23 protein-coding genes and 1 tRNA gene are annotated in these 26,386 nt (G+C 38.6%); 23 read left to right on the forward strand and 1 reads right to left on the reverse strand.

Features of this window, described 5'->3' with window-relative positions:
- Positions 1-12 precede the first annotated feature (12 nt).
- The 16 genes from JJN12_RS05220 (at position 13) to JJN12_RS05295 (ending at position 15,485) form a co-directional block, all read left to right on the forward strand.
- Positions 13-1,074 carry an RluA family pseudouridine synthase gene (locus tag JJN12_RS05220; protein ID WP_208428692.1) on the forward strand — a complete coding sequence of 354 codons (1,062 nt, stop codon included), beginning with the start codon at positions 13-15 and terminating at the stop codon, positions 1,072-1,074.
- A gap of 247 nt (positions 1,075-1,321) precedes the next feature.
- A complete protein-coding gene (locus tag JJN12_RS05225; protein ID WP_208428693.1) occupies positions 1,322-1,858 on the forward strand; it encodes a Holliday junction resolvase RecU in 537 nt (178 codons plus the stop codon).
- An 80-nt stretch (positions 1,859-1,938) separates the two neighbouring features.
- Positions 1,939-2,010 (forward strand) — tRNA-Glu (locus JJN12_RS05230).
- A 60-nt stretch (positions 2,011-2,070) separates the two neighbouring features.
- Complete coding sequence (rimP, locus tag JJN12_RS05235) at positions 2,071-2,538, forward strand: ribosome maturation factor RimP (RefSeq protein ID WP_208428694.1); 468 nt, start codon at positions 2,071-2,073, stop codon at positions 2,536-2,538.
- Positions 2,539-2,564: 26 nt separating this feature from the next.
- The gene (gene nusA / locus JJN12_RS05240; protein ID WP_236013701.1) at positions 2,565-3,629 is read left to right on the forward strand and encodes a transcription termination factor NusA; all 1,065 of its coding nucleotides are present in this window, start codon (positions 2,565-2,567) and stop codon (positions 3,627-3,629) included.
- An 11-nt stretch (positions 3,630-3,640) separates the two neighbouring features.
- Positions 3,641-3,898 carry an RNase P modulator RnpM gene (gene rnpM / locus JJN12_RS05245; RefSeq protein ID WP_208428695.1) on the forward strand — a complete coding sequence of 86 codons (258 nt, stop codon included), beginning with the start codon at positions 3,641-3,643 and terminating at the stop codon, positions 3,896-3,898.
- Between the two features lie 10 nt (positions 3,899-3,908).
- Positions 3,909-4,205 (forward strand): ribosomal L7Ae/L30e/S12e/Gadd45 family protein, encoded by a 297-nt coding sequence (locus tag JJN12_RS05250; protein ID WP_236013703.1) that lies wholly within the window; start codon positions 3,909-3,911, stop codon positions 4,203-4,205.
- Positions 4,206-4,229: 24 nt separating this feature from the next.
- Complete coding sequence (infB, locus tag JJN12_RS05255) at positions 4,230-7,211, forward strand: translation initiation factor IF-2 (protein WP_328706789.1); 2,982 nt, start codon at positions 4,230-4,232, stop codon at positions 7,209-7,211.
- A gap of 1 nt (position 7,212) precedes the next feature.
- The gene (gene rbfA, locus JJN12_RS05260; protein WP_208428697.1) at positions 7,213-7,605 is read left to right on the forward strand and encodes a 30S ribosome-binding factor RbfA; all 393 of its coding nucleotides are present in this window, start codon (positions 7,213-7,215) and stop codon (positions 7,603-7,605) included.
- Positions 7,606-7,629: 24 nt separating this feature from the next.
- The gene (locus JJN12_RS05265) at positions 7,630-8,613 is read left to right on the forward strand and encodes a DHH family phosphoesterase (protein WP_208428698.1); all 984 of its coding nucleotides are present in this window, start codon (positions 7,630-7,632) and stop codon (positions 8,611-8,613) included.
- A complete protein-coding gene (gene truB / locus JJN12_RS05270) occupies positions 8,613-9,542 on the forward strand; it encodes a tRNA pseudouridine(55) synthase TruB (protein WP_208428699.1) in 930 nt (309 codons plus the stop codon). The genes JJN12_RS05265 and truB overlap by 1 nt, the downstream gene beginning before the upstream one ends.
- Positions 9,543-9,552: 10 nt before the next feature.
- Positions 9,553-10,458, forward strand: coding sequence for a bifunctional riboflavin kinase/FAD synthetase (locus JJN12_RS05275; protein WP_208428700.1), 906 nt, complete (start codon positions 9,553-9,555; stop codon positions 10,456-10,458).
- A gap of 11 nt (positions 10,459-10,469) precedes the next feature.
- Positions 10,470-12,515 carry an ATP-dependent DNA helicase RecG gene (gene recG / locus JJN12_RS05280; protein ID WP_208428701.1) on the forward strand — a complete coding sequence of 682 codons (2,046 nt, stop codon included), beginning with the start codon at positions 10,470-10,472 and terminating at the stop codon, positions 12,513-12,515.
- Between the two features lie 26 nt (positions 12,516-12,541).
- A complete protein-coding gene (locus JJN12_RS14140; RefSeq protein ID WP_236013704.1) occupies positions 12,542-14,116 on the forward strand; it encodes an AAA family ATPase in 1,575 nt (524 codons plus the stop codon).
- 14 nt (positions 14,117-14,130) lie between these two features.
- Entirely contained in the window at positions 14,131-14,718 is a 588-nt protein-coding gene (gene rsmD, locus JJN12_RS05290) for a 16S rRNA (guanine(966)-N(2))-methyltransferase RsmD (protein ID WP_208428702.1), read from the forward strand.
- On the forward strand, positions 14,700-15,485 hold the full coding sequence (locus JJN12_RS05295) for a hypothetical protein (RefSeq protein WP_208428703.1): 786 nt from the start codon (positions 14,700-14,702) through the stop codon (positions 15,483-15,485). Before rsmD ends, JJN12_RS05295 begins: the two co-directional genes overlap by 19 nt.
- On the opposite strand, the gene JJN12_RS05300 is transcribed toward JJN12_RS05295, so the two are convergent.
- Positions 15,466-16,740, reverse strand: coding sequence for a tRNA(Met) cytidine acetate ligase (locus JJN12_RS05300; RefSeq protein WP_208428704.1), 1,275 nt, complete (start codon positions 16,738-16,740; stop codon positions 15,466-15,468). The genes JJN12_RS05295 and JJN12_RS05300 overlap by 20 nt on opposite strands.
- Before the next feature lie 203 nt (positions 16,741-16,943).
- Here JJN12_RS05300 and pta point away from each other — a divergent pair, with 203 nt between their 5' ends.
- The 7 genes from pta (at position 16,944) to JJN12_RS05335 (ending at position 26,354) form a co-directional block, all read left to right on the forward strand.
- A complete protein-coding gene (pta, locus tag JJN12_RS05305) occupies positions 16,944-17,942 on the forward strand; it encodes a phosphate acetyltransferase (RefSeq protein WP_208428705.1) in 999 nt (332 codons plus the stop codon).
- A 111-nt stretch (positions 17,943-18,053) separates the two neighbouring features.
- Positions 18,054-19,247 (forward strand): acetate/propionate family kinase, encoded by a 1,194-nt coding sequence (locus tag JJN12_RS05310; protein WP_208428706.1) that lies wholly within the window; start codon positions 18,054-18,056, stop codon positions 19,245-19,247.
- Between the two features lie 130 nt (positions 19,248-19,377).
- Complete coding sequence (gene rpmF / locus JJN12_RS05315; RefSeq protein WP_208428707.1) at positions 19,378-19,560, forward strand: 50S ribosomal protein L32; 183 nt, start codon at positions 19,378-19,380, stop codon at positions 19,558-19,560.
- Between the two features lie 288 nt (positions 19,561-19,848).
- Entirely contained in the window at positions 19,849-21,507 is a 1,659-nt protein-coding gene (locus JJN12_RS05320) for a glycoside hydrolase family 13 protein (RefSeq protein WP_208428708.1), read from the forward strand.
- A 38-nt stretch (positions 21,508-21,545) separates the two neighbouring features.
- Positions 21,546-23,015: a diguanylate cyclase domain-containing protein gene (locus tag JJN12_RS05325; RefSeq protein WP_208428709.1), complete on the forward strand. Its 1,470-nt coding sequence runs from the start codon at positions 21,546-21,548 to the stop codon at positions 23,013-23,015.
- Between the two features lie 122 nt (positions 23,016-23,137).
- Entirely contained in the window at positions 23,138-24,022 is an 885-nt protein-coding gene (locus tag JJN12_RS05330; RefSeq protein ID WP_208428710.1) for a DUF5688 family protein, read from the forward strand.
- A 247-nt stretch (positions 24,023-24,269) separates the two neighbouring features.
- Entirely contained in the window at positions 24,270-26,354 is a 2,085-nt protein-coding gene (locus JJN12_RS05335; RefSeq protein WP_208428711.1) for an elongation factor G, read from the forward strand.
- The last annotated feature ends 32 nt before the right edge of the window (positions 26,355-26,386 follow it).

Genomic DNA, 26,386 nt, shown 5'->3' on the forward strand with positions numbered 1-26,386 from the left:
AGGTAACTAATAATGATATTACTTAAAATAAAGCATATAGAAGCAGGTGGGAGACTGGATAAGTATCTTATGAAGTTCTTAAAGGAGGCTCCTGCGAGCTTTATATATAAGATGCTAAGGAAGAAAAACATAGTGCTTAACGGCAAGAAAGCTGCCGGAAGCGAATGCTTAAAGGAAGATGATGAAGTTAAGCTTTACCTCTCGGATGAGACTGTGGTTAAGTTTGGTGGAAAAGTTATTTCATCTAAGACAGCTGACAGGGAATATGAGGCAACTGCTGAGGATGAACTTGAGAGTGGGGCAGATAATTCTTTGTATGACAGATTAAAGAATCTGAAGTGGGAATATGACGAGCCACAGGTTATTTACGAAGACAGGGATATTATTATACTTAATAAGCCTGTAAATGTGCTTTCTCAGATAGCAAAGCTTGGAGATGTCTCCATGAATGAGTGGCTTATAAGCTATCTAATCAAATCAGGAAGCCTAAGTGCAAATGACCTTCTTACTGTTAAGCCTGCTGTGGTAAACAGACTTGATAGAAACACAAGTGGAATAATTCTTGCCGGAAAGACCCTTTCAGGACTTAGGTTTCTTTCTGATATAATTAAAACAAGAAAGATAGAAAAGTACTATCTCACCATTGTTAAGGGAGAGATGAAAGAAAATATTACAGCCGAAGCCTATCTTCTTAAAAATGACAGCCACAATACTGTTAGAATATATAAAGACAAGGTGCAAGGTGCGGATTATATAAAGACAGCCTATGAAGTTCTAAAGGTCAGCGTGGGTCACAGCCTGTTAAGGGTGAAGCTTATTACAGGTAAAAGCCATCAGATTAGAGCGCATCTATCATTCCTTGGTTATCCGGTGATAGGAGATGGTAAATACGGACTTAAATCAGAGAATACAACCTATAGAAGAATGGGGCTTAATAGCCAGTTTTTACATTCTTATGAAATAAAATTTCCTGAAATAGACGGTGATTTTGCTTATTTAAGTGGAAAGAGCTTTAAGGTTGATTTGCCTGAGAGACTGAAGCGGGTTGCTGATAAGCTGGGTTTTAATTTATAGGACTGTACTCTAGGTAATGATTAGCCATTTGTAAGTAAATAATTATTATAAACTCTATACTTATTGATCATTAAAATGATTTAGCACACTAAATTTGTAAAGTGGTAGAGCACTATAGCTTTTGAATTTATTATTAGTAAAAGGTATTGAAACTTGAGTGCGAGATGGTTTTTAGTAATTATACGAGATTATTTCAAAGTAATTAATAAATGAATATAGTTTTAGATTAAAGTGAAAAGGAGAAAATATGCCATCTTGGAATTCAAGAGGTCTTAGAGGCTCTTTACTTGAGACTCTTATAAATATGACCAATGATAAATACAGAGAACAGGGACTTGCTCTAGTTCAAAAGGTTCCAACTCCAATTACACCTGTAAACATTAATGATAAAGGCCAGATTACCCTCGCTTACTTTGATAGCAAGAGTACTGTGGACTATATTGGGGTCGTACAGGGAATTCCTGTCTGCTTTGATGCAAAAGAATGTAATAAGGCTACTTTCCCGCTTCAGAATATACACGAGCATCAGGTAAAATTCATGGAGGACTTTGAGGCGCAGGATGGGGTAGCCTTTATGGTTATTTATTTTTCTGATACAGATGAATACTACTACGCACCATTTAAGGAAATTAAGAAATACTGGGATAGAGCCGTACATGGTGGGAGAAAGAGTATCAAGAGAGAAGAGTTTTTTGAAGGCTATTACTTAGATGTGACAGGTAAGACGACAGTGCCTTATCTTGAAGGACTTGAAAGGGACCTTGAGAGCAGAGATGACCAATAAAAAATATTTTAAAAACCTATTGACATATTATTTTCAATAATGTATACTTGTCTTCGTTGTCAAGCAACACATACTTGTATGGCCTGTTGGTCAAGGGGTTAAGACGCTGCCCTCTCACGGCAGAAACAGGGGTTCGATTCCCCTACAGGCTATTATTTTTTTAGGAAGTGAACCGTTAGAGGTTCGCTTTTTTTATGCAATAAAGGAGAATTATGAGTAAAAGAGAAAGCTATGAAAAAAAGGCTGAAGCGCTTATTTTACCAATTATAGCCAAGAATAATTATGAGTTGGTTGATGTCGAGTTTGTAAGGGAGGGCTCCAATTGGTTTCTTAGGGCCTATGTTGACAAAGAAGGTGGATTTTCTGTGAATGACTGCGAAAAGGTAAGCCGTGAATTTTCTGACCTTTTAGATAAGGAAGATTTCATTGAGGAATCCTACATACTTGAAATCAGTTCTCCGGGACTTGGAAGACCTCTTAAGAAGGATAAGGATTTTGAGAGGAGTATTGGTGAAGAAGTAGAGGTAAAGCTTTACAAAGCCCTGGAAGGGCAGAAAGAGTTTTCAGGAACCTTAGAGGCTTATGATGCGGATACTGTAACACTGGGTTTTGAAGATAACACAAAAGCAACATTCGAAAGAAAAAACATAGCCTTAATAAGGCTAGCAATTGATTTCTGATAAAGTTAAACGGAGGTAATTACAAAATGAGAAAAAAAGAGCAGCCGGATAGCGGTATGGAACTGATAGCAGCTCTAGACCAGCTTGAAAAAACAAATGACATAAGCAAGGAAGTAATACTTGAAGCTGTTGAGAATTCACTTCTTGTTGCCTGCAAGGATGAATTTGGTAAGAACGATAATGTAAAGGTTACTATTGACAGAGAGAACGGGAAAGTATCAGTTCTTGCAGAGAAAACGGTTGTCCAGACTGTCGAGGATCCTATCTCCCAGATTAGTCTTGATGAGGCAAAGGCTACATTCCCTAATGCTATTGAGGGTCAGATAGTAAATGTAGTAATAACTCCTAAAAACTTTGGAAGAATTGCAGCCCAAAAGGCTAAACAGGTTGTAGTGCAAAAAATTAGGGAAGAGGAACGAAAAGTACTCTATAATCAGTATTTTGCCAAAGAACATGATATAGTTACAGGTATAGTACAGAGATATACAGGTAATAATATTAGTATAAATCTTGGAAAGGTAGATGCACTACTTTCTGAGGCTGAGCAGGTTAAGACAGAGAGATTCAGGTCAACAGAGAGAATTAAGCTCTATGTTGTAGAGGTTAAGGATACTTCCAAGGGACCTAGGATAACGGTATCAAGGACACATCCTGATTTGGTTAAGAGGCTTTTTGAATCAGAGGTTACAGAGATCAAGGACGGAACAGTTGAAATAAAGAGTATTTCAAGAGAACCGGGCTCAAGAACTAAAATAGCAGTTTACTCCAACAACCCTGAAGTAGACGCAGTAGGAGCCTGCGTAGGTGTAAATCGTTCCAGAGTTGAAGCTGTGGTCGATGAGCTAAGAGGTGAAAAGATAGATATAGTTGTATGGAGTGAGGATCCAAGAGTATTTATTATGAATGCACTTTCTCCTGCAAGAGCAATATCCGTAGAAGCAAACCCTGAGGAAAAGACAGCTAAGGTTGTTGTGGCAGACTCACAGCTTTCACTTGCAATAGGAAAAGAAGGACAAAACGCAAGGCTCGCGGCAAGGCTTACAGGATATAAGATTGATATAAAGAGTGAATCACAGATATTATCCGAATAAAGAGGTAGAGGATGAATAATCCACAGAGAACTTGTATAGCGTGTAAAAGCGTTAAAGATAAAAAGGAACTGATTAGGATTGTGAGGACAAAAGAGGGAGAGATAGAGTTAGATCCTACAGGTAGGGAAAATGGCAGAGGTGCTTATATATGCAAGGATTCAAAGTGCTTTGAGACTCTGAAAAAATCCAAAGGACTGGATCGTTCCTTCAAGTCACAAGTATCAGTCGATGTATATGACAGACTTATAGTAGAATTACAGTCATTATAGGAAGGTGAATATGGATAAGGTATTATCTTACTTAGGACTTGCTAGAAAGGCAGGAAAGCTGGCGGTTGGTGAATTCCTTACTGAAAATGCCATATATTCAAAGAAGGCAGTTCTGGTAATAGTTGCTGAAGATGCTTCCGACAATACTAAGAAAAAGTTCACTGATAGATGTAATCACCACAAGGTAGAGCTTAGATTTTACAAGACCAAGGCTGAACTTGGCAATGCTACAGGCTCTGCACTGAAAGCCTCAATGGCTGTGCTTGATGAAGGATTTGCAAAAGCTATCTTAAACATATTGAATTAGCTATTAAATGGGAAAGGCGATAAAATGTCTAAAATGAAAGTAAGTGAGTTGTCTACTGAGATAAATAAGAAGAGTAAGGAAATTGTTGATTTCCTTAAAGCAAATGGTTATGACAATGTCAAGAACATGCGCAGTGTTCTTAGTGATGAAGAGGAGAAAGCTGCCCGTATGGAGTTTGCTCCTGATACCATAAAGAAGGAGAAGCCTAAAGCAAAGGCAGAGACTAAGCCAAAGAAAGTAAAGGCAGCGCCTGTAGAGAAGCAGATAGAGCAGACTTTTGACGGAAGGTCTCCTGAAGTTCGTGAGGCTGCTGAAAGAAAGGCTAAGAAAGCTTCTGCTGAATCTGAAGCTAAGAAGGCTGCGAGCAAAGACGAAGCGGCTCCTAAGACAAAGAAAGCAAAGGAAGCTCCAATAAAAGAAGCGGATTCTGCAAATTCTGCTTCAGATGAGCCTGTAGTCAAAGAACAAGAGGCAAAAAGCAAGGAGACAAAGGCTAAGGAGCATAAAAAAGAAGTTAAAGAAGTTAAAGAAGCTAAGGAGCCTAAGGAGCATAAGAATCCTGAAGCCAAAGAGAAAGAGAGTGCACAGTCTCCTGAAACTCGTAGTCTTACACCTGAAGAGGCTGCTATTGAATTTGCCAGAAAGAAAGCAAGCCAGGCAGCTGCACTATCTCCAAAGGGTGGAGCACAGGCTTCAGGCAATAAGTCTCAGAAGTTTGGCGACAGAAAAAGAGGTGATAAGCCTCAGGGTTCAAGAGATGCTTCAAAGGACGGAAGTAGAGATAACCGTCAGAGACAGGGCGATGGTCAGAACAGAAATGGTGAAGGCTTTAGAGGAAACAGAAATTCAGACAGACCACAGTCTAGTAGAGGTGATAAGCCATTTAATAAAGACGGAAATTCTTCAAATGATAAAAGAACTCCTGCAGGTGGTTCACGTACAGGAGGTAATGCCGGTGCAAGAGGCCCACAGGCAAGAGGTGGACAGGGCAGAAATCAGAGCAGTGCAGGCGGAGAAGAGCGCATTGTAACAAAGACAGGCAATCGTGACAGAGAGCGTGAGAGAGAGCGTGAGAAAGCTAAGGAAAGAGAGCGTGCAGAAAAGAACCTTGGCAAACGCTTCGATAAGAATAAAGCCCTCTCAAGCATTGATGATGACGATAATGTAGCACACAGAAAGAAGAAAGACCCTAACAGAAAGGGCGCATTTATCAAGCCTGAAGTAGTGGCTAAGCCTGCCGAGGAAGATACAATCAAGAATATCATTATTCCTGATACCTTAACCATTAAGGAACTTGCAGATAAGATGAAGGTTCAGCCTTCAGCTATCATTAAAAAACTCTTCTTACAGGGTAAGATGTATACGGTAACTCAGGATATTACCTTTGAAGAAGCTGAAGAAATAGCTTTAGAATATAACATAATTTGTGAACTTGAGGAGCCTGTTGACCTTGTAGCTGAGCTTCTTAAGGAAGATGAAGAAGATGAGTCACTTATGATTAAGCGCCCTCCTGTCGTATGCGTAATGGGACACGTTGACCATGGTAAGACTTCGCTTCTTGATGCAATCCGTTCTACAAATGTAACCAGCCGCGAGGCAGGCGGTATTACACAGAGCATTGGTGCTTCAGTGGTGAATATCAACGGTAGAAAGATTACCTTCCTTGATACACCGGGACATGAGGCATTTACAGCTATGCGTATGCGTGGTGCAAAGTCTACAGATATAGCTATACTTGTTGTAGCTGCAGATGACGGTGTGATGCCACAGACAGTGGAGGCAATTAATCACGCTAGAGCTGCCGGTATTGAAATAATAGTTGCAATCAACAAAATAGATAAGCCAAGTGCAAATGTAGATAAGGTAAAGCAGGAGCTTACTGAGTATGAACTCATTCCTGAGGATTGGGGTGGCTCTACCATATTCGTACCTGTTTCAGCACATTCCAAAGAAGGTATTGAACAGCTTCTTGAAATGGTGCTCTTAACTGCAGATGTTGCTGAGTACAAGGCTAATCCTAATAGAAGTGCAAGAGGTATAGTTATCGAGGCAAGTCTTGATAAGGGTAGAGGCCCTGTTGCTACTGTTCTTGTGCAAAAGGGTACCTTACACGTAGGTGATTCCATATCTATAGGTTCATCCTTTGGTAAGGTTAGAGCTATGCTCGATGATAAGGGAAACAATGTAACTGAGGCTGGTCCATCTATTCCTGTTGAGATTTTGGGACTTAACGGAGTTCCTAACTCAGGCGATACTATGCTTAGCTTTAAGGACGACAAGGAAGCCAGGGCTGCTTCTGAGACATTTATTGCACAGGACAAGGCAAGACTCATTGACGAGAGTAGGAAGAAGCTTTCTCTTGACGGTCTCTTTGACCAGATTAAGGCTGGTACTGTTAAGGAGCTTAATGTTATTATTAAGGCTGACGTACAGGGTTCTGTTGAGGCAATCAGACAGAGTCTTATTAAGCTCAACAATGATGAAGTGGCAATCAGAATTATCCATGGTGCTGTTGGTGCTATCAATGAGTCTGATATTTCTCTTGCGAGTGCATCAAATGCAATTGTAATTGGATTTAACGTAAGAATGGATGCTGTTGCTAAGGATACAGCAGACAGAGAGAAGGTAGACGTAAGGTTCTACAAGGTTATTTACAATATTATTTCTGACGTTGAGTCTGCGATGAAGGGTATGCTTGAGCCTATTTATGAAGAAAAGGTTATAGGACATGCCGAAATCAGACAGGTATTTAAGGCTTCAGGTATCGGTAATATAGCAGGTTCATTTGTACTTGACGGCAAGATTATAAGAGGCTGTAAAGCAAGGATTACAAGAGATAAGGACCTTATATTTGACGGAAATCTTGCTTCTCTTAAGAGATTTAAGGATGATGTCAAAGAAGTAAATGCAGGCTATGAATGTGGTCTTGTATTTGAGAAATTCAATGATGTTAAAGAGGAAGATAAGGTTGAACTTTATCAGATGGTAGAAGTACCAAGGAGTTAAAATGCGTAAAAACAGTATTAAGAATGTCAGAATAAATTCCGAGGTTCAGAGAGCTTTAGGTGAACTTATCCGTATGGGTGTTAAGGATCCAAGGGTAAGCTCACTCACCTCAGTTACTGATGTGGAAGTGGCTCCTGACCTTAAGACAGCCAAGGTATTTGTAAGCGTACTTGGAGACGAGAAGAAGCAAAAGGATACCTTGGAAGGACTGAAAAGTGCGATGCCATACCTAAGAAGCCAACTTGCAAAGAGTATTAACTTAAGGAATACTCCTGAGCTTAGATTTCAGTTAGATACTTCAATCGAGTATGGCATGCATATGTCTGCACTTATTGATCAGGTAAAACCTAAGAACGAAGATAATGTTGATGACTCTGATGATGAAGAGGTATAGATATACCTTAGAGGGGGAGGCACGATGTTTGTAGGAAATTATGATCTGATACATATTTTAGAGCTTGTAAAGGATGCAGAGACAATTGCAATTGCAGGTCATGTCAATCCTGATGGAGACTGCATCGGCTCAACGCTTGCAATGTATAATTATCTTAAACATACAGGTAAGACAATTGATGTATACCTTGAACCTATTGGACGTGAGTTTAAGGAACTTCCCGGTTCTGATGTTATTAAGAATAACGCAGAGAACAAGGTATATGATGTGTTCTTTATGATGGACTTAGGGGATACTGAGAGGATTGGTGTTGCGTCTAAGTTATTTGAGACAGCAAAGAAGACTATCTGTATAGATCATCATATAACAAGCAAGGGAGTAGCTGATGAGAACTTTATTTTCCCATCACTTAGCTCGACCTGCGAATTGGTATTTGAGATGATGGATGTGGAGCTTATTAGCAAGGATGTGGCAGCCTGCCTGTATACGGGGATAATTCATGATACAGGTGTATTTCATCACAACTGTACATCAAAGCGTACAATGGAAATTGCGGGTGAGCTTATGGCTAAAGGCATAGACTTTGGGCATATTATTGACCATAATTTCTATTCAAGAACCTTCAAGCAGAATCAGGTACTTGGAAGATGCCTGATGGAGAGCCTTATATTGTGGGATGGAGTAGGAATTGTGTCCTATGTTACTCAAAAAGAGCTTGATTTTTATATGGTTGGCAATAATGACCTGAGTGGCATCATTGACCAGCTAAGACTTACAGATGGCGTTAAGGTAGCTGTATTTATCCATGAAAAGGAACCTCACACATATAAGGTAAGCATGAGAGCTACTGTGTCTGATATTGATGTCAGTAAGGTGGCTGCATTTTTTGGCGGTGGCGGTCATAAGATGGCTGCAGGATGTACTATTTCCAGTGGAAAAGTACATGATGTAATCAATAATATCACAAAGCAACTGCAATTTCAGTTACTTGAAAAGGGTTATATTTAATGCTAAATGGAATCATAAATGTATATAAAGAAGTAGGATTTACTTCGAGAGATGCAGTATCTAAGTTAACAGGAATTCTTAGGCAGCGCAAAATCGGACATACAGGAACACTTGATCCTGCAGCCGAAGGTGTGCTGCCTATGTGCATAGGAAAGGCTACAAAACTATGTGAGTTACTTACAGACCATAGAAAACAGTATATAGCCGAAATCAAGTTCGGTATAGCGACGGATACTGAGGATGTTACAGGAGAAATTATTGAAGAAACAAACTTTTCTAATGACTGGTATAAGGAAAAACTGACTGAGGATAATCTCTCTAAGGTAATATCAGGCTTTATAGGCAGACAACTACAGACTCCTCCTATGTATTCAGCTAAGAGAGTTGGAGGAAAGCGTCTTTATGAGCTTGCAAGAGAAGGCAAGGTAATAGAGCGTAAACCTTGTGAGATAACAATTTACAGTATTGAAATTAAAAATATAGATGTTTCCAGAAGGGAGGCCACGATAGTAGTTGACTGTTCTAAGGGGACTTATATAAGGACTTTGTGCAAGGACATAGGAAATGAACTTGGATGCAAAGCAGCAATGAAAAGCCTGGTTAGAACGAAAACAGGGAACTTCCTCCTTGAGAATAGTTATAAGCTTGATGAAATAGAAAAGCTTGTTAGAGAAAATAGAGTTTCTGAGATAGTCATACCTATTGAGGATGTATTTAAGAATCTTCAAAGAGTGGATGTGAGCGGATATGCGTGTATACTTCTTGAAAATGGTGGAATTATAAAAGCAGCTGCAGTTAAACCTGATATAGAAGCCTTGGAACCTAAAAATGGTGAAAAATTCAGGATGTATAACGATGAGGGAGAATTTAAGGCTGTTTACAGCTATAATGGGGATATAAATGCATTTAAAATAGACAAGATGTTTTAAGGTGGGAGATATGGAGTATATAAAAGGTAGTGGCTTTAGGTTACATAACACTGTAGTTACGCTGGGCAAATTCGATGGTTTACACTTGGGGCACAAAGAGCTTATAGATATTGTGTTAAAGACAAAAGGCCTCACCAAGGTACTGTTCACGTTTGATGTGAATCCTCTTAGTATACTCTCTGATAAAGAATTTAAGGTAATTGAGACAGGTACTGAGAGAATTAATTTGATGAAAGATTCAGGCTTTGACTATATGATAGACTATCCATTTACTATGGAAACTATTAATACTGATGCAGATGAATTTATAAAAACAATTATTCATGATAAGCTGGACGCTAAAATGCTGGTTGTAGGCACGGATTTTAGATTTGGTAAAGACAGGCTTGGTGATGTAGAACTTCTCGAAAAAAGAAGTAAAGAGTATGGCTATGTATTAAAAGTCATAGAAAAAAAGAAAATGTATGGAGAGGTTATATCGAGTACCCGCATACGAAGTCTAATAAAAAAAGGTGAGATAAGGCTGGCAAACGAGCTTCTTGGAAGAGAGTTCTCATTTTCAGGTGAAATCATTCACGGAAATCATCTGGGACATACAGTAGGCATGCCAACTATTAATATTAAGCCTGAGGCTTGCAAACTATTGCCCCCATTTGGTGTATATGTGTCTGACACAGAGCTGGACTATAAGGTCTATAGAGGCATAACCAACATAGGAGTTAAGCCTACAGTGGGAAAAGACAATGCAGTTGGTGTAGAAACCTGGCTCTTTGGGCTAGACAGTGATGTTTACGGTCATTTTGCCAAGGTAAAGCTATTAGACTTTATCAGGCCTGAAATGAAGTTTGATTCGCTTGAGGATGTAAAAAGACAGGTGAATATAGATGCTGTAAGGGCGAGGGAGTACACGGCTTAAAAGGAGGGAGTATGGTTTTAGAAGAAAGCATTACAGCCATAAAGGGAATAGGTGCAAAGACCGCCCTCCTTCTTAATAAACTCGGTATATATACCAAAGGAGATATATTAAAGTATTTCCCAAGAAATTATGATAAATACGATAAAATAATACCAATAAGCATGGTAAAAAGCGGAATGACAGCTATAATATCTGCTATGCCTGTATCATTTCCTATGTTGAAGCAGATGGGTAAGAAGAGTATCTTAATCTGTGAGGTAAGTGACGGAAGTGGGAAAATTGAGTTAAACTGGTTTAATATGCCTTTTATGAAGTCAAAGCTTGCTAAGGGCGTGCACATGATATATAGAGGCAAGGTAGTAAGAAAAGGTAAGTTTATCAGTATGGTTCAGCCTGAAGTGCTTACAGAAGTGGAATATCGGAGAAAAACCGAAGTTCTTCAACCCATATATCACCTTACCAAGGGAGTTACAAGCAATCTTCTTAGAAAGTCATTAAAGGAAGTTCTTGCAGAAGTAACTTCAAGTATAGATTATTTACCAAAGAACATTAGGGATGAGAATTCTCTAATTTCCCTAAAAGATGCCTTGCAGGAAATACATTTTCCCAAATCCTACAACACTTTAGTAGATGCAAGAAGAAGACTGGTATTTGATGAATTCTTTCTATTTGCACTTTCTATAGATAGATTGAAGCTTGGGAGAGAAAAAACACCATCGCCTTATATTGTAAATGATGATTCTACAGTGGTAGACTTTATTTCTTCACTGCCATTTTCTTTGACAAACGCTCAGCAGAAAGTCTGGGAAGAGGTTAGGGCTGACCTCATGTCAGGCAAAAGAATGAATAGGCTTGTACAGGGAGATGTGGGCTCCGGCAAGACTGTTATAGCAATGCTTTCCTGCCTGTTGATGGCAAAAAACGGCTATCAGGCAAGTGTAATGGTGCCAACTGAAGTGCTTGCCAGGCAGCATTACGATAGCTTTTCTACAGCTTTAGAAAAGTATGGGGTAAGGGTAGTATTGCTTACAGGCTCTGTTAAGGGAAGAGAAAGAAAAGAAGTCTTATTAAGGATAGAAAAACACGAAGCTGATATCATCATAGGTACCCATGCCCTCATTCAGGAAAAGGTGGTTTATGATAAGTTAGCCTTGGTAATCACAGATGAGCAGCACCGCTTTGGTGTAAAACAAAGAGAAAGACTCACGGACAAGGGCGATGAGCCTCATACTATGGTCATGAGTGCTACACCAATTCCAAGAACCCTTGCAGTAATACTTTATGGAGATCTTGATATTTCAATCGTTAATGAGCTTCCTGCCGACAGACAGCCTATCAAAAATTGTGTTGTGGATGAGGACTACAGGATGACAGCTTATAAGTTCATTTTAGATGAGGTAAAGAAAGGCCACCAGGCATACATTATTTGTCCGATGATTGAGAAGTCTGAGGACAATGATGAGCTGTCAGACGTAATCAGCTATACAGATGAGCTTATATCTTTGATTAGCAATAAGGCAAGGGTCAGATATCTTCATGGTAAGATGAAAAATGAAGAAAAAAATCACATCATGGATGAATTCGCAGCCTGTAGAATAGACATACTGGTATCTACTACAGTTGTAGAAGTTGGTGTAAATGTACCAAATGCAACTGTAATGATGATTGAAAATGCTGACCGTTTTGGACTTGCTTCTCTTCATCAGTTAAGAGGTAGAATAGGTAGAGGAGGAGCTCAGTCTTATTGCATTTTTATGTCTGGAAATACCTCCAAGGAGGCTATGGAAAGGCTTAATATACTAAATACCTCCAACGATGGATTTAAGATAGCAGAAGAAGATATGAAGCTAAGAGGCCCGGGAGATGTATTTGGCATAAGACAGAGCGGCGACATGGCATTTAACATAGGAGACATCATAGGTGATGCAGATATTTTAAAACTAACTTCAGAAACTGTAAAATGCATGAGTGACAAAACCAAAAATGAATGTTATGATAGAGGGAGAAAATTTTACTCCAGAGGATATGGCTATGGAGAAGATGTTATGACTCTTTAGATGATTTGGTTAGATAGGGGAAGTATATGTACACAAACGCAGGACAGGTCTTTGATATAGCAAAGGCTAACTATAGAAGTCTTGTTGGTTTCTGCAATAAGCTTGAAAGTGAAGGCTACTTTATTCAGGCAGAAAAGATTCTCCACAAGACTATTTTTCAGACACTTGATTTGTATATACAGTCGCTTTTAATCAATATTGCGATATATGGAGGCAAGCTTGGAGAGGATGAGGTAAAGTTCATTGTATCTCTACCTGACAGTAAGCAATATGATATTTCTGATGTAGAGGACATTAGCGGGGAAATAATCAGACAGGCTGAGGCTGTAGTTAAAGCTCCACCAATTATAATGCAGCTTTGCTCCCTACGCGATAGAGAAAAGAACTCCAATATGTCAAGTGCGTACATGGATATGGTATTAAATATCATTGTCGCAATGTCGTATTTGAATTCAAACAGAGATGAGTATTTGCCACAGTTTATAGTTGATTATTACAACTCGGTTCACGCTTTTATTTTCTTTGCAGACAGAGCTGAGCGGATAAATGACAGATATCTCTTCCGTAAGGCATCGGGAGATATTTCAATGCCCGGAGAGAGCTTTAAGTATAATGATTCTGTAAAGAATGAAATAAAAGATAGTGAGGATGATAAGAATAAAGAGACTGATGAGATAGTGCCAATACTAAAAGAAGCAGTAGCAAATGAAGAACCTATTGCGGATGATGAACTTCCAAAGGTGGCTGTCGTTGAGCCTATTCCGTTTAAGGAAGAAGATAAAAAGAAGCGTCTTGATGAGCTTGTATCTGAGCTTGAAGAATTGGTTGGATTGGAAGATGTGAAAAAAGAGGTTCATTCATTAATAAATCTAATCAATATCAGACAGCTTAGGAAGAAAAAAGGGCTTCCTTCCCCTGATATGTCTTATCATATGGTATTTACAGGGAGTCCGGGTACAGGAAAGACAACAGTAGCAAGACTTATAGCAGGCATATACAAGGAACTCGGTGTACTTTCAAAGGGAGGTCTTGTGGAGGTTGACCGTTCAGGCTTGGTTGCAGGCTATGTTGGACAGACTGCACTTAAGGTTAATGAAGTAGTAACTAAGGCCTTAGGCGGTGTATTATTTATAGATGAGGCTTATTCTCTTTCATCTCCGGGTGCTGCAAATGACTTTGGTTCTGAAGCTATTGATACTCTCGTAAAGCTTATGGAGGATCATAGAGATGACCTTGTTGTTATAGTTGCCGGTTATACCAAAGAAATGGAAGCTTTTCTCAAGGCGAATACAGGACTGATATCCAGATTTAATAAGTTCATTGAGTTTAAGGACTATAATGAGGATGAGCTGCTTGCAATCATGTATTCTATGGCTGAAAAAATGGAGATGAGGCTTGAAGAGGATACAATGAAAAAACTAAGGACATATCTTGCTTCAATGGACGAACAGGGTAAAAGGATCTTTGGTAATGCAAGAGGCATACGAAATATCTTTGAGAAAATGCTTGTAGGACAGGCAAATAGATTGTCTCATCTGTCTGAGCCGTCTGTTGAAGATTTGTCAGTTATAAAGGCAGAGGATTTTGAATTGGAAAGATAGAAAAGGTAGGGAATATGAGAGTTATTGCGGGAATTGCCAGAAGTGTGCCCCTTATTACGCCTAGAGGTCTTGAAACAAGACCAACTTCTGACCAAATAAAGGAAACCTTGTTTAATATGCTTCAGGGCTATACTGAGGGGGCAAATTTTCTTGATTTATATGCAGGAAGCGGACAGATAGGCATAGAGGCTTTAAGCCGTGGTGCAGAGTTTGCTGCCTTTGTGGAGAAATCAGATGAGGCGGTTAAGTGCATCAAGGCAAATGTAGATAAGACAAAGTTTGCCGACAAGTCTATGATTCTTAAACTCGAAGTTCTATCGGGAATAAGAACACTGGAACTTGAAAAGAAGCGATTTGACATTGTTTTTCTAGATCCTCCGTATAATCAGGGATTAGAGCAAGGTATCTTGACTGCGCTGGTTGGTTCGGCTATACTTAATGATGAGGTTATTATTATCGTTGAGGCAAGTAAGAACACAGATTTTTCATTCGTGGATTATCTGGGACTCAAGATAGTTAAAGATAAAATATATAAAAACAACAGACATTTGTTTTTAAGAAAAAATAATTTGGAGAGTAAGTTATGGCAGACAATAAAATAGTTAAAATGATTGACGAGATGTCAGATTTTGTTGACAGTCACAATGCAGGCCCATTATCAAGGGATAAGATTAAGATTTCAAAGGATGAACTTCTTAATTATATTGACAATTTAAGACAGACTTTACCAAATGAACTTGAAGAAGCTTATAAAATAACAAAGGCTAAAAATGAAATATTAAAGGCTGCGTCCAACAAAGCGGCACAAATAGAAGAAGATGCGAGAAACCAACTTAAGGAGCTTGTAAAAGAGGATTCTGTTGTTATTGAAGCCGACAAGGAGGCAGAAAGAATACTTAGACAGGCAGATGATGACGCAGATGCCATCATTAAAGAAGCAGAAGAGATGGCAGCGCAGATTAAAATAGGTGCGCTTTCTTATGCTGAAGAAATGTTAGCAGCTGTTGAAAAGATGGTATCTCATAATCTTAAGATGACTATAGAGAGTTCAAACAGTGTAATTGACACCTTAAAGAGTAACTTAGAAATAGTTAAGAATAACAGAGATGAGTTAAATGCTCAGATTCTTGAAGCGCGAGAAGTAAATGGCTATAGTTCTGATGAAGACGGGACTGATGGTAATAGTGAAAACGAAGAGGGTGAGTTTACAGTAAATGTCGAGTCAGGTGATTTTGAAGAAGAGGACTCTGACGATGATGACAGAGCCCGTGACGAGTATGATGAAGATGATGAGTTCGAGGAAGAAGATGATGAAGAAGAGCTCGTAGACCTTAGCGATAGATTCTCATTTAAGAAGAAAAATAAATAAAACTCTCTGAAGCTTCATCGTAAGTCTTTATACCATAGTTTTTGTAGGTGATTTGATTATATAGGGCAGTCATAAACCTTGTCACATTGAAGGTTTGTATGGCTGCTTTATTTTGTAGTTTATTTGCATCACCAATTCTGCTTATTAGTTCAACCTTCTCACTGTTTTTTACAGCTTTTCCTACTTCATTTAAGATGACAGAGGATTCTCTCTTTATGGCGAGAGGCCTTATATAGGGGCAAAAGTCAAAGGCTTTGTTTGATTCAATCAGCTCTTTTGTGATTTCACCTATGATATGGTACAAAACCCTGTCGATTCTGGCATAAGTATAGTTTTTAGACCAAAGTGCTGCCGCAAAATCATCGTAGGTAGTGACCTTGCCAAATAAGTTGTATATTCTTCCGGCTAAGTCTTCAGTAATATCGCTGTAACTGCTTAAAATACCTATTGCAGTATTCTTATCATTCGTATAAATTATTTTCCCAAGCTTATAAAATAAAATATCGGAAAAATCATTATTTTTAATATAACTACCGTTAGGATTAAGCAGGTTCCTTGTCGAGTCAGGGATATATCTGCCACTTATTTTTCCGGAGTTAACCTGTAAATCCAGCCTTATGGCTTTGGCTGATGTAATAGAGGAGGTATCATCAGGTGATATTTCTGAATCATGCAAGGCCTCCGCTCTTTTCACTGCTACAGGCAAAATATCTGAATTAAGCCTAAAAAGCTTGTTCAGATAAGATATGGCAAGGATGTTATTTGAAGTCTTAAGTAAATCAGCCTCCTTTACACGCCCCATATGCCTAAGATAGGCTTCTCTTGCTTCGGGATAGGTTAAGCCTTCTGACATAAGCTTTGTAATCTCATCATTATGTTCGCTCCCAACAAGAAATCTACTACAGCTTATTAGCTCATCTATATTATCATTCTCTGCCCCAAAAGAGAGAAAATCAACTATTCCAAGTTTATTGGCAAGAGCTACAGAGCCATCTGCAAAGGTTTCTGCACTTCCTGTTGATACGGTTACAGGAAGCTCAAATACAGCATCTGCACCTGATGAAAGAACAGACTTTGCTCTTAAATATTTGTCGATTATAGCCGGTTCACCTCTTTGCACAAAGTTACCGCTCATAAGAATAATGATATAGTCAGCCCCGGTTATTCTTTTCGTCTCTTCGATATGATAGGCATGGCCGTTGTGGAATGGGTTATATTCTGCGATTATAGCAGCTACTTTACGATTATTTATCATAACTCTCCTAATTATTTGTATCTTTTTACAATCATTCTAATATATTTATATTTTTTTCTCAACTATCCTTGTATGTTTTTCATAAAGGGGTTATAATAGAATGTGGTGAAAAAATATTTTATTCATAGAAATTTACTATAAAGATTTTTTCTGGTGAAATTATTAGTATTATATTTTACGTATTTTGAAAGGAGCATAAAGTTATGTTTTTTATTGACAAAATTAAAGCAAAAGCAAAAACATCCAAGAAGGTTATTGTACTTCCTGAGAGTGAGGATATGAGAACATTAGAGGCTGCTGACGCTGTACTTAAGGAAGGTATTGCAGACCTGGTTCTTCTTGGAAAAGAAGAGAAAATACTGGCAGATGCTAAAAAAGGCGGATTCAATGTAACAGGTGCTAAAATTATTGATCCGGAAAAAAGTGATAGATTAGACGATTATGTAGCTTCCCTCGTTGAACTTAGAAAAAGCAAGGGTATGACAGAGGAAGAGGCTAGAAAGATTCTTACAACCAGCAATACTTATTTCGGAGTTATGATGATTAAGATGAAGGATGCTGACGGACTTGTTTCAGGTGCCTGCCATTCAACCGCAGATACTCTTAGGCCTAGTCTTCAGATACTTAAGACAAAGCCTGGAACCAAGCTTGTATCTTCATTTTTCATAATTGAAGTACCTAACTGCGATATGGGTGAGAAGGGAACCTTTGTCTTCTCTGACTGTGGTCTCAATCAGAACCCAAATGCAGAAGAGCTTGCAGCCATAGCCAAGTCTTCAGCAGAGTCATTCAGAACCCTTGTAGAAGCGGAGCCAAGAGTAGCGATGCTCTCATACTCAACTATGGGTTCAGCTAAGCATGATGATGTAACCAAGGTACAGGAAGCGACTAAGATAGCTAAGGAAGAGAACCCTGAGCTTGCTCTTGACGGAGAGCTTCAGCTTGATGCGGCCCTTGTTGCCTCTGTCGGTGAATTTAAGGCTCCTGGAAGCAAGGTTGCAGGTCATGCTAATACACTCATTTTCCCTAACCTTGATGCAGGAAATATAGGATACAAACTTGTACAGCGCCTTGCAAAGGCTGAGGCTTATGGACCTCTTACACAGGGAATTGCAGGTCCTGTCAATGATCTTTCAAGAGGCTGTTCAGCAAGCGATATAGTTGGAGTGGTTGCAATTACAGCAGTTCAGGCACAGATCTAAGTTTCCTTTAGAGTAAGCTGTAATCTTTGATTTAGATTATCAAAAATGAATTGGGTCTATACTTCATAAACCTAATTTATATAAACAAAAAAACAAAAAAGGGGTATGTTTATGAAAATTTTAGTTATCAATTGTGGAAGCTCTTCTCTTAAATATCAGTTTATTGATATGGAAACAGAGGAAGTTATTTCAAAGGGACTCTGTGAGAGAATAGGTATCAACGGCTCCCTTCTTACACACAAGGCTGTAGGAAAAGATGATTTCGTTCTTGAGCACGAAATGCCTAACCATACTGTAGCTGTAAAGCTTGTTATGGATGCGCTCACAGACAAAGACCATGGTGTGATTTCTGATGTCTCAGAGATATCTGCAATTGGTCACAGAGTACTTCATGCAGGTACTGTCTATAGTGATCCTGTTATTGTAACTGATGATGTTAAGAAGGTTATAAGAGACTGCTTCGACCTTGGACCACTTCACAACCCTGCAAACCTTATGGGTATAGAAGCTTGTGAAGAGGCTATGCCGGGTACTCCTAATGTAGCAGTATTTGATACAGGTTTTGGTATGGTTATGCCTGCTAAGGCTCATATGTATGCAATTCCTTATGAGTACTATGAGAAATATTCTATCCGTCGTTATGGCTTCCACGGAACCAGCCACAAGTATGTATCTGCTGAGACTATCAGATTTGGCGAGCTTCCTGAGGGACACAGAAAGGTTATAGTTTGCCACCTTGGAAACGGATCTTCAATTTCAGCTTCTATTGATGGAAAATGTGTTGATACTTCCATGGGACTTACACCGCTTGAAGGTCTTATTATGGGAACAAGATCAGGTGATATTGACCCTGCGGTTATCCAGTTTATTGCAAATCACGAGAACAAGACAGTGGATGAGATTCTTAATCTTCTCAACAAAAAGTCCGGTGTGCTTGGCCTTTCAGGAGTATCCAGTGACTTTAGAGACCTTGACAAGGCTGCGGCTGAGGGTAATGAAAGAGCAAAGCTTGCTAACGATGCTTTTAAGTATAGAGTAATTAAGTATATCGGTGCTTACGCCGCTGCAATGAACGGTGTAGATGCCATAGCATTTACCGCTGGAGTAGGCGAGAATAGCTCTACTACCAGAAAAGATATCTGTGAAAACCTTGAGTATCTTGGTATCAAGATTGATGATGCTGCCAATAAGGAAAGAGGTAAGAACATGCTTATTTCTACTCCTGACAGCAAGGTTAAGGTATATGTAATTCCTACAAACGAGGAACTTGCTATTGCAAAAGACACACTTGCACTTGTAAAATAATACTTGACAAATCATTTAAATATCTGTACAATAGTCAGGTATGAAATTTATTGTTTATTCGAGGATTGTTATCTCAGTGATAAATCCTTTTGAATACAATGTATAAAGTATTGATAAGGGAGGTGTTCACATGTCAATCTGTCCAAAGAATAAGAGCTCTAAGGGTCATAGAGATGCTCGTAGAGCAAACTGGAAGATGAGTGCTCCGGCACTTGTTAAGTGCAGTAACTGCGGAGAGCTTATGGTTCCTCACAGAGTTTGCAAGGCTTGCGGTTCTTACAACAAGAAAGAAATCGTTAAAGTTGAAGATTAATATTGATTAAACAATATAAGCCACTTCTTAGGAGGTGGCTTTTTTGTGTAAGGAAATTCTTTTAATTTTTAATAATAAGTCTATAGCTAATATTTGACAGGAAGAACTTCGGATAAATGCTTGGATAATATAAGGGAGCCTTTATGCAAGTTTTAATTGACTTTTTCTGCATTTATCATTACTCTATAAATAAGACAAAAATGTAGGAAACAATTCTAACACTATGATGAGAAGGGCATTATTGTTGAACCTATAATGGTTACTATAGATAAAGGAGACTAAGATAAAATGAATAAAACCTGGTGGAAAGAAAGTGTAGTATATCAGATATATCCAAGAAGCTTTTGCGACAGCAATGGTGATGGAATCGGTGACTTAAAAGGAATAACTAAGAAGCTCCCATACCTAAAAGAGCTTGGAATAAATGTGATTTGGCTCTCTCCTGTATATCAGTCTCCTAACGATGATAACGGCTATGATATAAGTGATTATGAAAACATAATGACAGAGTTTGGCACTATGGCTGACTTTGATGCAATGCTTGCTAAGGCGCATAGCCTGGGTATTAAAATAGTGATGGACCTAGTAGTTAACCATACCTCTGACGAGCATAAGTGGTTTATAGAAAGCCGCAGTTCAAAGGACAATCCGAAGCGTGACTTCTATATATGGAAGGATGGTAAAGATGGCAAGGAGCCAAATAACTGGGGTTCCTGCTTTTCAGGCTCTGCTTGGCAGTATGATGAGACTACAGGACAGTATTATTTACATCTATTTTCAAAGAAACAGCCTGACCTTAACTGGGAAAATGAAAAGGTTAGAGAAGAAGTCTATGCTATGATGAATCGTTGGTGCAAAAAGGGCATAGATGGCTTTAGAATGGACGTTATCAGCCTTATATCAAAGGATCAAAGCTTCCCTGATGGCCCAACTAATGGAGGTCTATATGGAAGCTTTGAGTCCTGCGTTAATGGACCAAGAGTGCATGAGTATTTGCAGGAAATGAACAAGAAAGTATTGTCTAAGTATGACCTTATGACCGTAGGTGAGTGTGCAGGCGTAACTGTCGAGGAGGCTAAAAAGTATGCAAACTCTGCCGGAACAGAGCTTAGTATGGTCTTTCAGTTTGAACACACAGCGCTTGATAATGGCGAAACTATGAAGTGGTCTACAAAGAGAATTCCATTAGTTCCACTTAAAGAGAACCTTACTAAATGGCAGAAAGGGCTTAATGGAGTAGCGTGGAACAGCCTTTATTTCTGTAATCATGACCAGCCTAGAATTGTATCAAGACTAGGCAGTGAAAAAGATGAATATAGAGAGCTTTCTGCAAAATGCATAGCCACCTGCCTGCATATGATGCAGGGAACTCCTTATGTGTATCAGGGGGAAGAGCTTGGTATGACTAATACTGTATTTAAGTCAGTAGATGACTTTAGGGACCTTGAATCAATCAATGCCTATCACGAACTCACTGAAAATGGAATAATCAGTCCTGAGGAGCTCTTTCCTAAGCTTTGTCATCAGAGCAGGGACAACGCAAGAACTCCAATGCAGTGGGATGATAGCGAAAATGCGGGATTTACTACCGGAAAACCTTGGATAAATGTTAACCCTAATTACAAAAAGATAAATGCTAAGGAACAGCTGACAAGAGAGGATTCAGTATTTAATTATTATAAAAAGCTTATTTCTTTAAGAAAAGAGCATGAAATTATAGTGTATGGCGATTATGAATTACTCCTTCCTGATGATGAGGATCTCTTTGTGTATTTAAGGAGATTAAATAATAATACAATCCTAGTTGCTTGTAACTTTTCCGAAAATACAAGAAATTTCGACTATAATGATATAGGAAATGGTAGAGTACTTATTAATAATTATAAAGACATTAACCTAAATGATATGAAATTAAGGCCATTTGAAGCGTTTGCCATACTTTTTTAGAATAGATACTTAGTTTTGTGTGGTGGGAGGAAGAAGGTTTGGATAATCTGTTATATATTGTAATTGGTTTGTTGTCGATATTGGCTATTTTACTTCTTTTTTCAAGAAATAAAATTCTTAGAGAAAAGAAGGAAGCAGAAAGAAAACTAAAAGATACATTAAGTGATCTTGATAATGTATATAGTGAGATAAATACCACGCAGGAAGAGCTTAATGTAAAATACAGGGAGATAAAGACAGGGGAGGACAAGATAAGAAAGCTTGCCTATGAGGATTCTTATACAGGTCTTCCTAACGGTGTGGCCTTTATTGAAGTGCTTAATCATACACTTGAGACTCTTAGGAAAGAAGAATATGCCGGTATAATGTACATTGACCTAGACAATTTTAAACAGATTGATGATATGTGGGGACATGCTAATTGTGATGAGCTTATACTGGATGTAAGTCATAGGCTTAGACAGAATCAGGATGAAAATGACTATCTGGCAAAGATGAGTGGTGATGAATTCATGGTTCTTAGCCAGAATATCCTTGATTTGGCAGAATTTGATGAAAAATTAAAGAGAATAGAAGCGTCATTTAGATTTCCTTTTATAACCTCATTTGGTCAGTTGGTGATTACAACAAGTATAGGCGCTGCTGTAGTTCCTAGAGATGGGACAAAAGCAGACGTACTCATTAAAAATGCCTCAACAGCACTTACAGAAGCAAAGCGATTGGGTAAGGACAACTATTGCTATTATGATGAGGAGATGACAACAAAAGAGATTGAAAATCTGGAACTCCAGTCAAACCTCACAAATGCTATTAAAAACGATAACCTTATCATTAAGTATGCCCCTGTGTATGACATAAAAAACAAAACATATGATACTGTGCGTATGAGGCTCCTTTGGGACAGAGGGGAACAGGGTATATGGCATGCAAGAAAATTCATAGGCTTTGCAGAAAAAACAGGTCAGATATTTGCACTAGGAGAAAATACATTTAAAAAAGTCTGTGAGGAAATGAAGGCTTTTACTGATAAAAAAGTAATTCTGCCTTTATCGAAAAGGCTGGTGCTTAACTATGAGTTTAGAAACAAGCTCTACAGTATAGTAAACGAGAGCGGAATTGATGCAAAGAGGCTGATAATCGAAATAGATGAAAGTATACTAATAGCAGATATACCGGAGTTTAGTTTTGTTCTGGAAGAGCTTATTGCCAAGGGATTTAGTTTTAGAGTTGGAAGATATGGAACAGGAGGAATGTCAATGGAGATTCTAAAAGTCTTGCCGGTATCTCAGATTTCAATAGCCTTAAACAGACTATTACAAGAGGATGAAGAGGAAGAGGTTGTAAAATATTTGAAGATAGTTACAGAAGTGGCTAAAAAGCTTGGAAAGACTATATCGTTTTCAGGAGTAAATGATGAAGCCACGGACGCTGTTGCAGTTGAATGTGGTGGAGAATATGTAGAAGGAGATTTATTTGGTCCTCTTTTGACTGTTAACGAAATTAGATGATTGTGCAAAATGACGAATAAAAGTCGTTATTTTTGGTTATTTTGCCGTTGTCAAAGACATAAATTTAATTTATAATGTGAGTTGTTTATTTGATTCGACAAGTTGGGGGAAAGTGGGGAAACTTGAATTATAATGAATTTGTCGAGGTAGTAAAGGAAGGACTACAGAGAAGACTTGGTTCTTCTTATGAGGTTGTATTGAAAAAGGTTGCTAAGAATAACGATGTATGCCGCTATGGCCTTTCGTTGTTTTGCAAAGAAGCTAAGGATAATAAAAAGGTATCTAGGATTATTTACCTGGAAGACTTCTATAGAGAATACTGTGAGAATCAGTCTTATGAATTAAGCTCTATACAGGATGAACTCTATGATATCTTTATGGATTTTACTACTCCTAAGTTCGATGAAAGAGATTATACAGATATCGACATAATAAAAGACAGGATAATCTTTGAGCTGGTCAATTTTGAGATGAATAAGGGAAGACTAAGCGGCAGACCTTATATCAAGGTAATGGATTTGGCGGTTATATTTGCCTTTGTTGCCACGGATCTTGGAAAAGACTTTGGGGTGGTTCACATCACCAATGAGATAGCAGACCAGTTTGGCCTTAGTAGTGCTGAACTTTGGGAGATAGCTAAAAAGAATACACCAAAGCTATTGGCTCCCGATGTGGTTCCTATGTCAAGCTTCATTCCTGCTAAAGACAGGGAAGAAGATATCGAGGAAATGTACATAGTTTGTAACAAGAGAAAGAGCTGTGGTGCGGGAGTTATCTTGTATGACAAAATATTAGATAGGATTTCTTCTGACTTAGAATCTGATTTATATATTCTCCCAAGCTCTATACATGAGACTATTATTATCAAGGCCACAAAAGATAAAGAAGTGTCCACCTTGCAGGATATGGTTCAGAATATCAACAATACAGTGGTTTCTGATGAAGATGTACTCTCAGACAAGGTATATTGTTATTACAGAAACAGCAAGAAGCTAGAGATAGCATAATTAATTATGAAAGGGTTCGGGTTTTTCCCGTTCCCTTGTTTTGTTTTAATTGTATATATTTTTTGCCCAAATCAGCAAAAGATGGCTGTTTTAATGCTCTTTATCCAAATAAATAATAAAAAGATGGTATAACATTAGTAAAATTTCAACATAATACTTGAAAAATATCCATAATAATTGTAAAATATACATATGTACTAAATCCGAATTTCAGGCTACATAAGTTTGTGGCAGATTGGAGAAGATTATGGACATTTTTAAGTATGAAAGAATTAGAAACGTAGCTCTACTGGGCCATGGCAGCTGCGGCAAGACTACACTTGCAGAGGCCATGGCGTATGTAACGGGTGTAATTACAAGACAGGGGAAAATTGAAGACGGCTCTACAATCAGTGATTATGACAAAGAGGAACAGAAGAGAGAATTTTCTATACAGACTTCTATTATTCCTATTGTAAGTGATGAAACGAAGATTAACATTTTAGATACTCCGGGATATTTTGATTTTGTTGGTGAAGCTGAGCAGGCAGCAAGTGCCGCTGATGCTGCCATTATTGTAATTTCTGCAAAAGCAGGAGTTCAGGTGGGTACTGAAAAAGCTTGGAATCTTTGTGAAAAATATAAACTACCAAGAATGTTTTTTGTAACTGATATGGATGATGATAATGCCAGCTACAGGAAGGTAGTGGAAGCATTACAGGAACTATATGGAACAAGGGTTGCTCCTTTCCAGTTACCTATTCGTGAAAATGAAAAGTTTGTTGGTTTTGTAAATGTGGTAAAAATGGCCGGACGTAGATTTAATAACGACGGCACTTATATAGAATCTGATATCCCTGACTATTCTATGGAATATTTACAGACTTATAGAGATGCTCTCTTAGAGGCAGTTGCTGAGACAGGCGATGACATGATGGATAAATACTTCAATGGTGAAGAATTTACTCAGGCTGAGATGTCTACGGCACTTAGAAAGAGCGTTGGAGATACTAGTCTTGTGCCTGTACTTATGGGTTCAGGTCTTGAGGCTAAGGGAGTAAGAAACCTTATCGACCAGATAGTTAATTACTTCCCTTCACCAAATAAGACCATTATTACAGGTATCAATCAGAAGACAGGCAACAGCTTCCATGCTGATTATGACGAGAATAAAGAGATGACTGCTAAGGTATTTAAGACAATAGCTGATCCGTTCATCGGCAAGTTCTCACTTATTAAGATATGTTCTGGTGTACTTAAGGCAGATTCAACTATCTACAATGTAGCAAAGGATGTTGAGGAGAAGATATCAAGGCTTTATGTGCTTAGGGGTAAAGAACAGATAGAGGTAAAAGAGCTTCACGCTGGAGATATCGGTGCAATAGGCAAGCTTGATATAGCTACCGGTGACAGCATAGCTACCAAGGCTGTACCTGTGGTATATGACAAGCCTTCATTCTCTGTTCCATATACATATATGAGATATGTAACCAAGAATAAGGGTGATGACGATAAGATAGCAAGTGCATTATCGAAGATAGTAGATGAAGATCCAACCATTAAGCTTGTAAATGACAGTGCAAACCGCCAGTCACTCATCTACGGTATAGGAGATCAGCAGCTGGAGGTAGTTGTTAGCAAGCTTGCAAACAGATATAAGGTTGATATCGAGCTTCTTAAGCCACGTATTCCATATAAGGAGACTATTAAGAAGAAGGTTTCAGTTCAGAACAAGTACAAGAAGCAGACTGGTGGACATGGTCAGTATGGTGATGTACATATTACCTTTGAGCCTTCAGATGACCTTGAAAAGCAGTATATTTTTGAAGAAACCGTATTTGGTGGAGCTATTCCGAAGAACTTCTTCCCTGCCATTGAAAAGGGTATAGCTGAGTGCGTGGCAAAGGGACCTCTTGCAGGCTATCCTGTAGTTGGACTTAAGGCTACACTTACAGATGGTTCTTATCATCCTGTTGATTCTTCTGAAATGGCGTTTAAGACAGCTGCAATGCAGGCATTTAAGGACGGATTTATGCAGGCTATGCCTATACTTTTAGAGCCTATTGTGACTCTTAGAGTGGTTGTTCCTGACGAATTCACTGGAGATGTAATGGGTGATCTTAACAAGAGAAGAGGAAGAGTAAGCGGAATGAATACTCTTTATGATGGAAGAACTGAGATTCTTGACGATATTCCACAGGCAAGCCTTTTGGGATATTCTACAGACCTCAGGTCTATGACAGGTGGAATAGGGGAGTATTCCTATGAATTCAGCCACTACGAGGCAGCACCTGCTGATGTTCAGGCTAAGGTAGTTGAAGAAAATGCTGCAAGTTCCAAGGAAGAGCAATAGTATTTACATGTACAATTTGAATTGAATTAAAG

The organism is Catonella massiliensis, assembly GCF_016651435.1.
In the GTDB taxonomy this organism is placed as follows: Bacteria; Bacillota; Clostridia; order Lachnospirales; family Lachnospiraceae; genus Catonella; species Catonella massiliensis.

Coding starts and splice junctions, on each gene's coding strand:
- JJN12_RS05220 (WP_208428692.1), top strand. CDS start 13: ATGATATTACTTAAAATAAAGCATATAGAAGCAGGTGGGAGACTGGAT.
- JJN12_RS05225 (WP_208428693.1), top strand. CDS start 1,322: ATGCCATCTTGGAATTCAAGAGGTCTTAGAGGCTCTTTACTTGAGACT.
- rimP (WP_208428694.1), top strand. CDS start 2,071: ATGAGTAAAAGAGAAAGCTATGAAAAAAAGGCTGAAGCGCTTATTTTA.
- nusA (WP_236013701.1), top strand. CDS start 2,565: ATGAGAAAAAAAGAGCAGCCGGATAGCGGTATGGAACTGATAGCAGCT.
- rnpM (WP_208428695.1), top strand. CDS start 3,641: ATGAATAATCCACAGAGAACTTGTATAGCGTGTAAAAGCGTTAAAGAT.
- JJN12_RS05250 (WP_236013703.1), top strand. CDS start 3,909: ATGGATAAGGTATTATCTTACTTAGGACTTGCTAGAAAGGCAGGAAAG.
- infB (WP_328706789.1), top strand. CDS start 4,230: ATGTCTAAAATGAAAGTAAGTGAGTTGTCTACTGAGATAAATAAGAAG.
- rbfA (WP_208428697.1), top strand. CDS start 7,213: ATGCGTAAAAACAGTATTAAGAATGTCAGAATAAATTCCGAGGTTCAG.
- JJN12_RS05265 (WP_208428698.1), top strand. CDS start 7,630: ATGTTTGTAGGAAATTATGATCTGATACATATTTTAGAGCTTGTAAAG.
- truB (WP_208428699.1), top strand. CDS start 8,613: ATGCTAAATGGAATCATAAATGTATATAAAGAAGTAGGATTTACTTCG.
- JJN12_RS05275 (WP_208428700.1), top strand. CDS start 9,553: ATGGAGTATATAAAAGGTAGTGGCTTTAGGTTACATAACACTGTAGTT.
- recG (WP_208428701.1), top strand. CDS start 10,470: ATGGTTTTAGAAGAAAGCATTACAGCCATAAAGGGAATAGGTGCAAAG.
- JJN12_RS14140 (WP_236013704.1), top strand. CDS start 12,542: ATGTACACAAACGCAGGACAGGTCTTTGATATAGCAAAGGCTAACTAT.
- rsmD (WP_208428702.1), top strand. CDS start 14,131: ATGAGAGTTATTGCGGGAATTGCCAGAAGTGTGCCCCTTATTACGCCT.
- JJN12_RS05295 (WP_208428703.1), top strand. CDS start 14,700: ATGGCAGACAATAAAATAGTTAAAATGATTGACGAGATGTCAGATTTT.
- JJN12_RS05300 (WP_208428704.1), bottom strand. CDS start 16,740: ATGATAAATAATCGTAAAGTAGCTGCTATAATCGCAGAATATAACCCA.
- pta (WP_208428705.1), top strand. CDS start 16,944: ATGTTTTTTATTGACAAAATTAAAGCAAAAGCAAAAACATCCAAGAAG.
- JJN12_RS05310 (WP_208428706.1), top strand. CDS start 18,054: ATGAAAATTTTAGTTATCAATTGTGGAAGCTCTTCTCTTAAATATCAG.
- rpmF (WP_208428707.1), top strand. CDS start 19,378: ATGTCAATCTGTCCAAAGAATAAGAGCTCTAAGGGTCATAGAGATGCT.
- JJN12_RS05320 (WP_208428708.1), top strand. CDS start 19,849: ATGAATAAAACCTGGTGGAAAGAAAGTGTAGTATATCAGATATATCCA.
- JJN12_RS05335 (WP_208428711.1), top strand. CDS start 24,270: ATGGACATTTTTAAGTATGAAAGAATTAGAAACGTAGCTCTACTGGGC.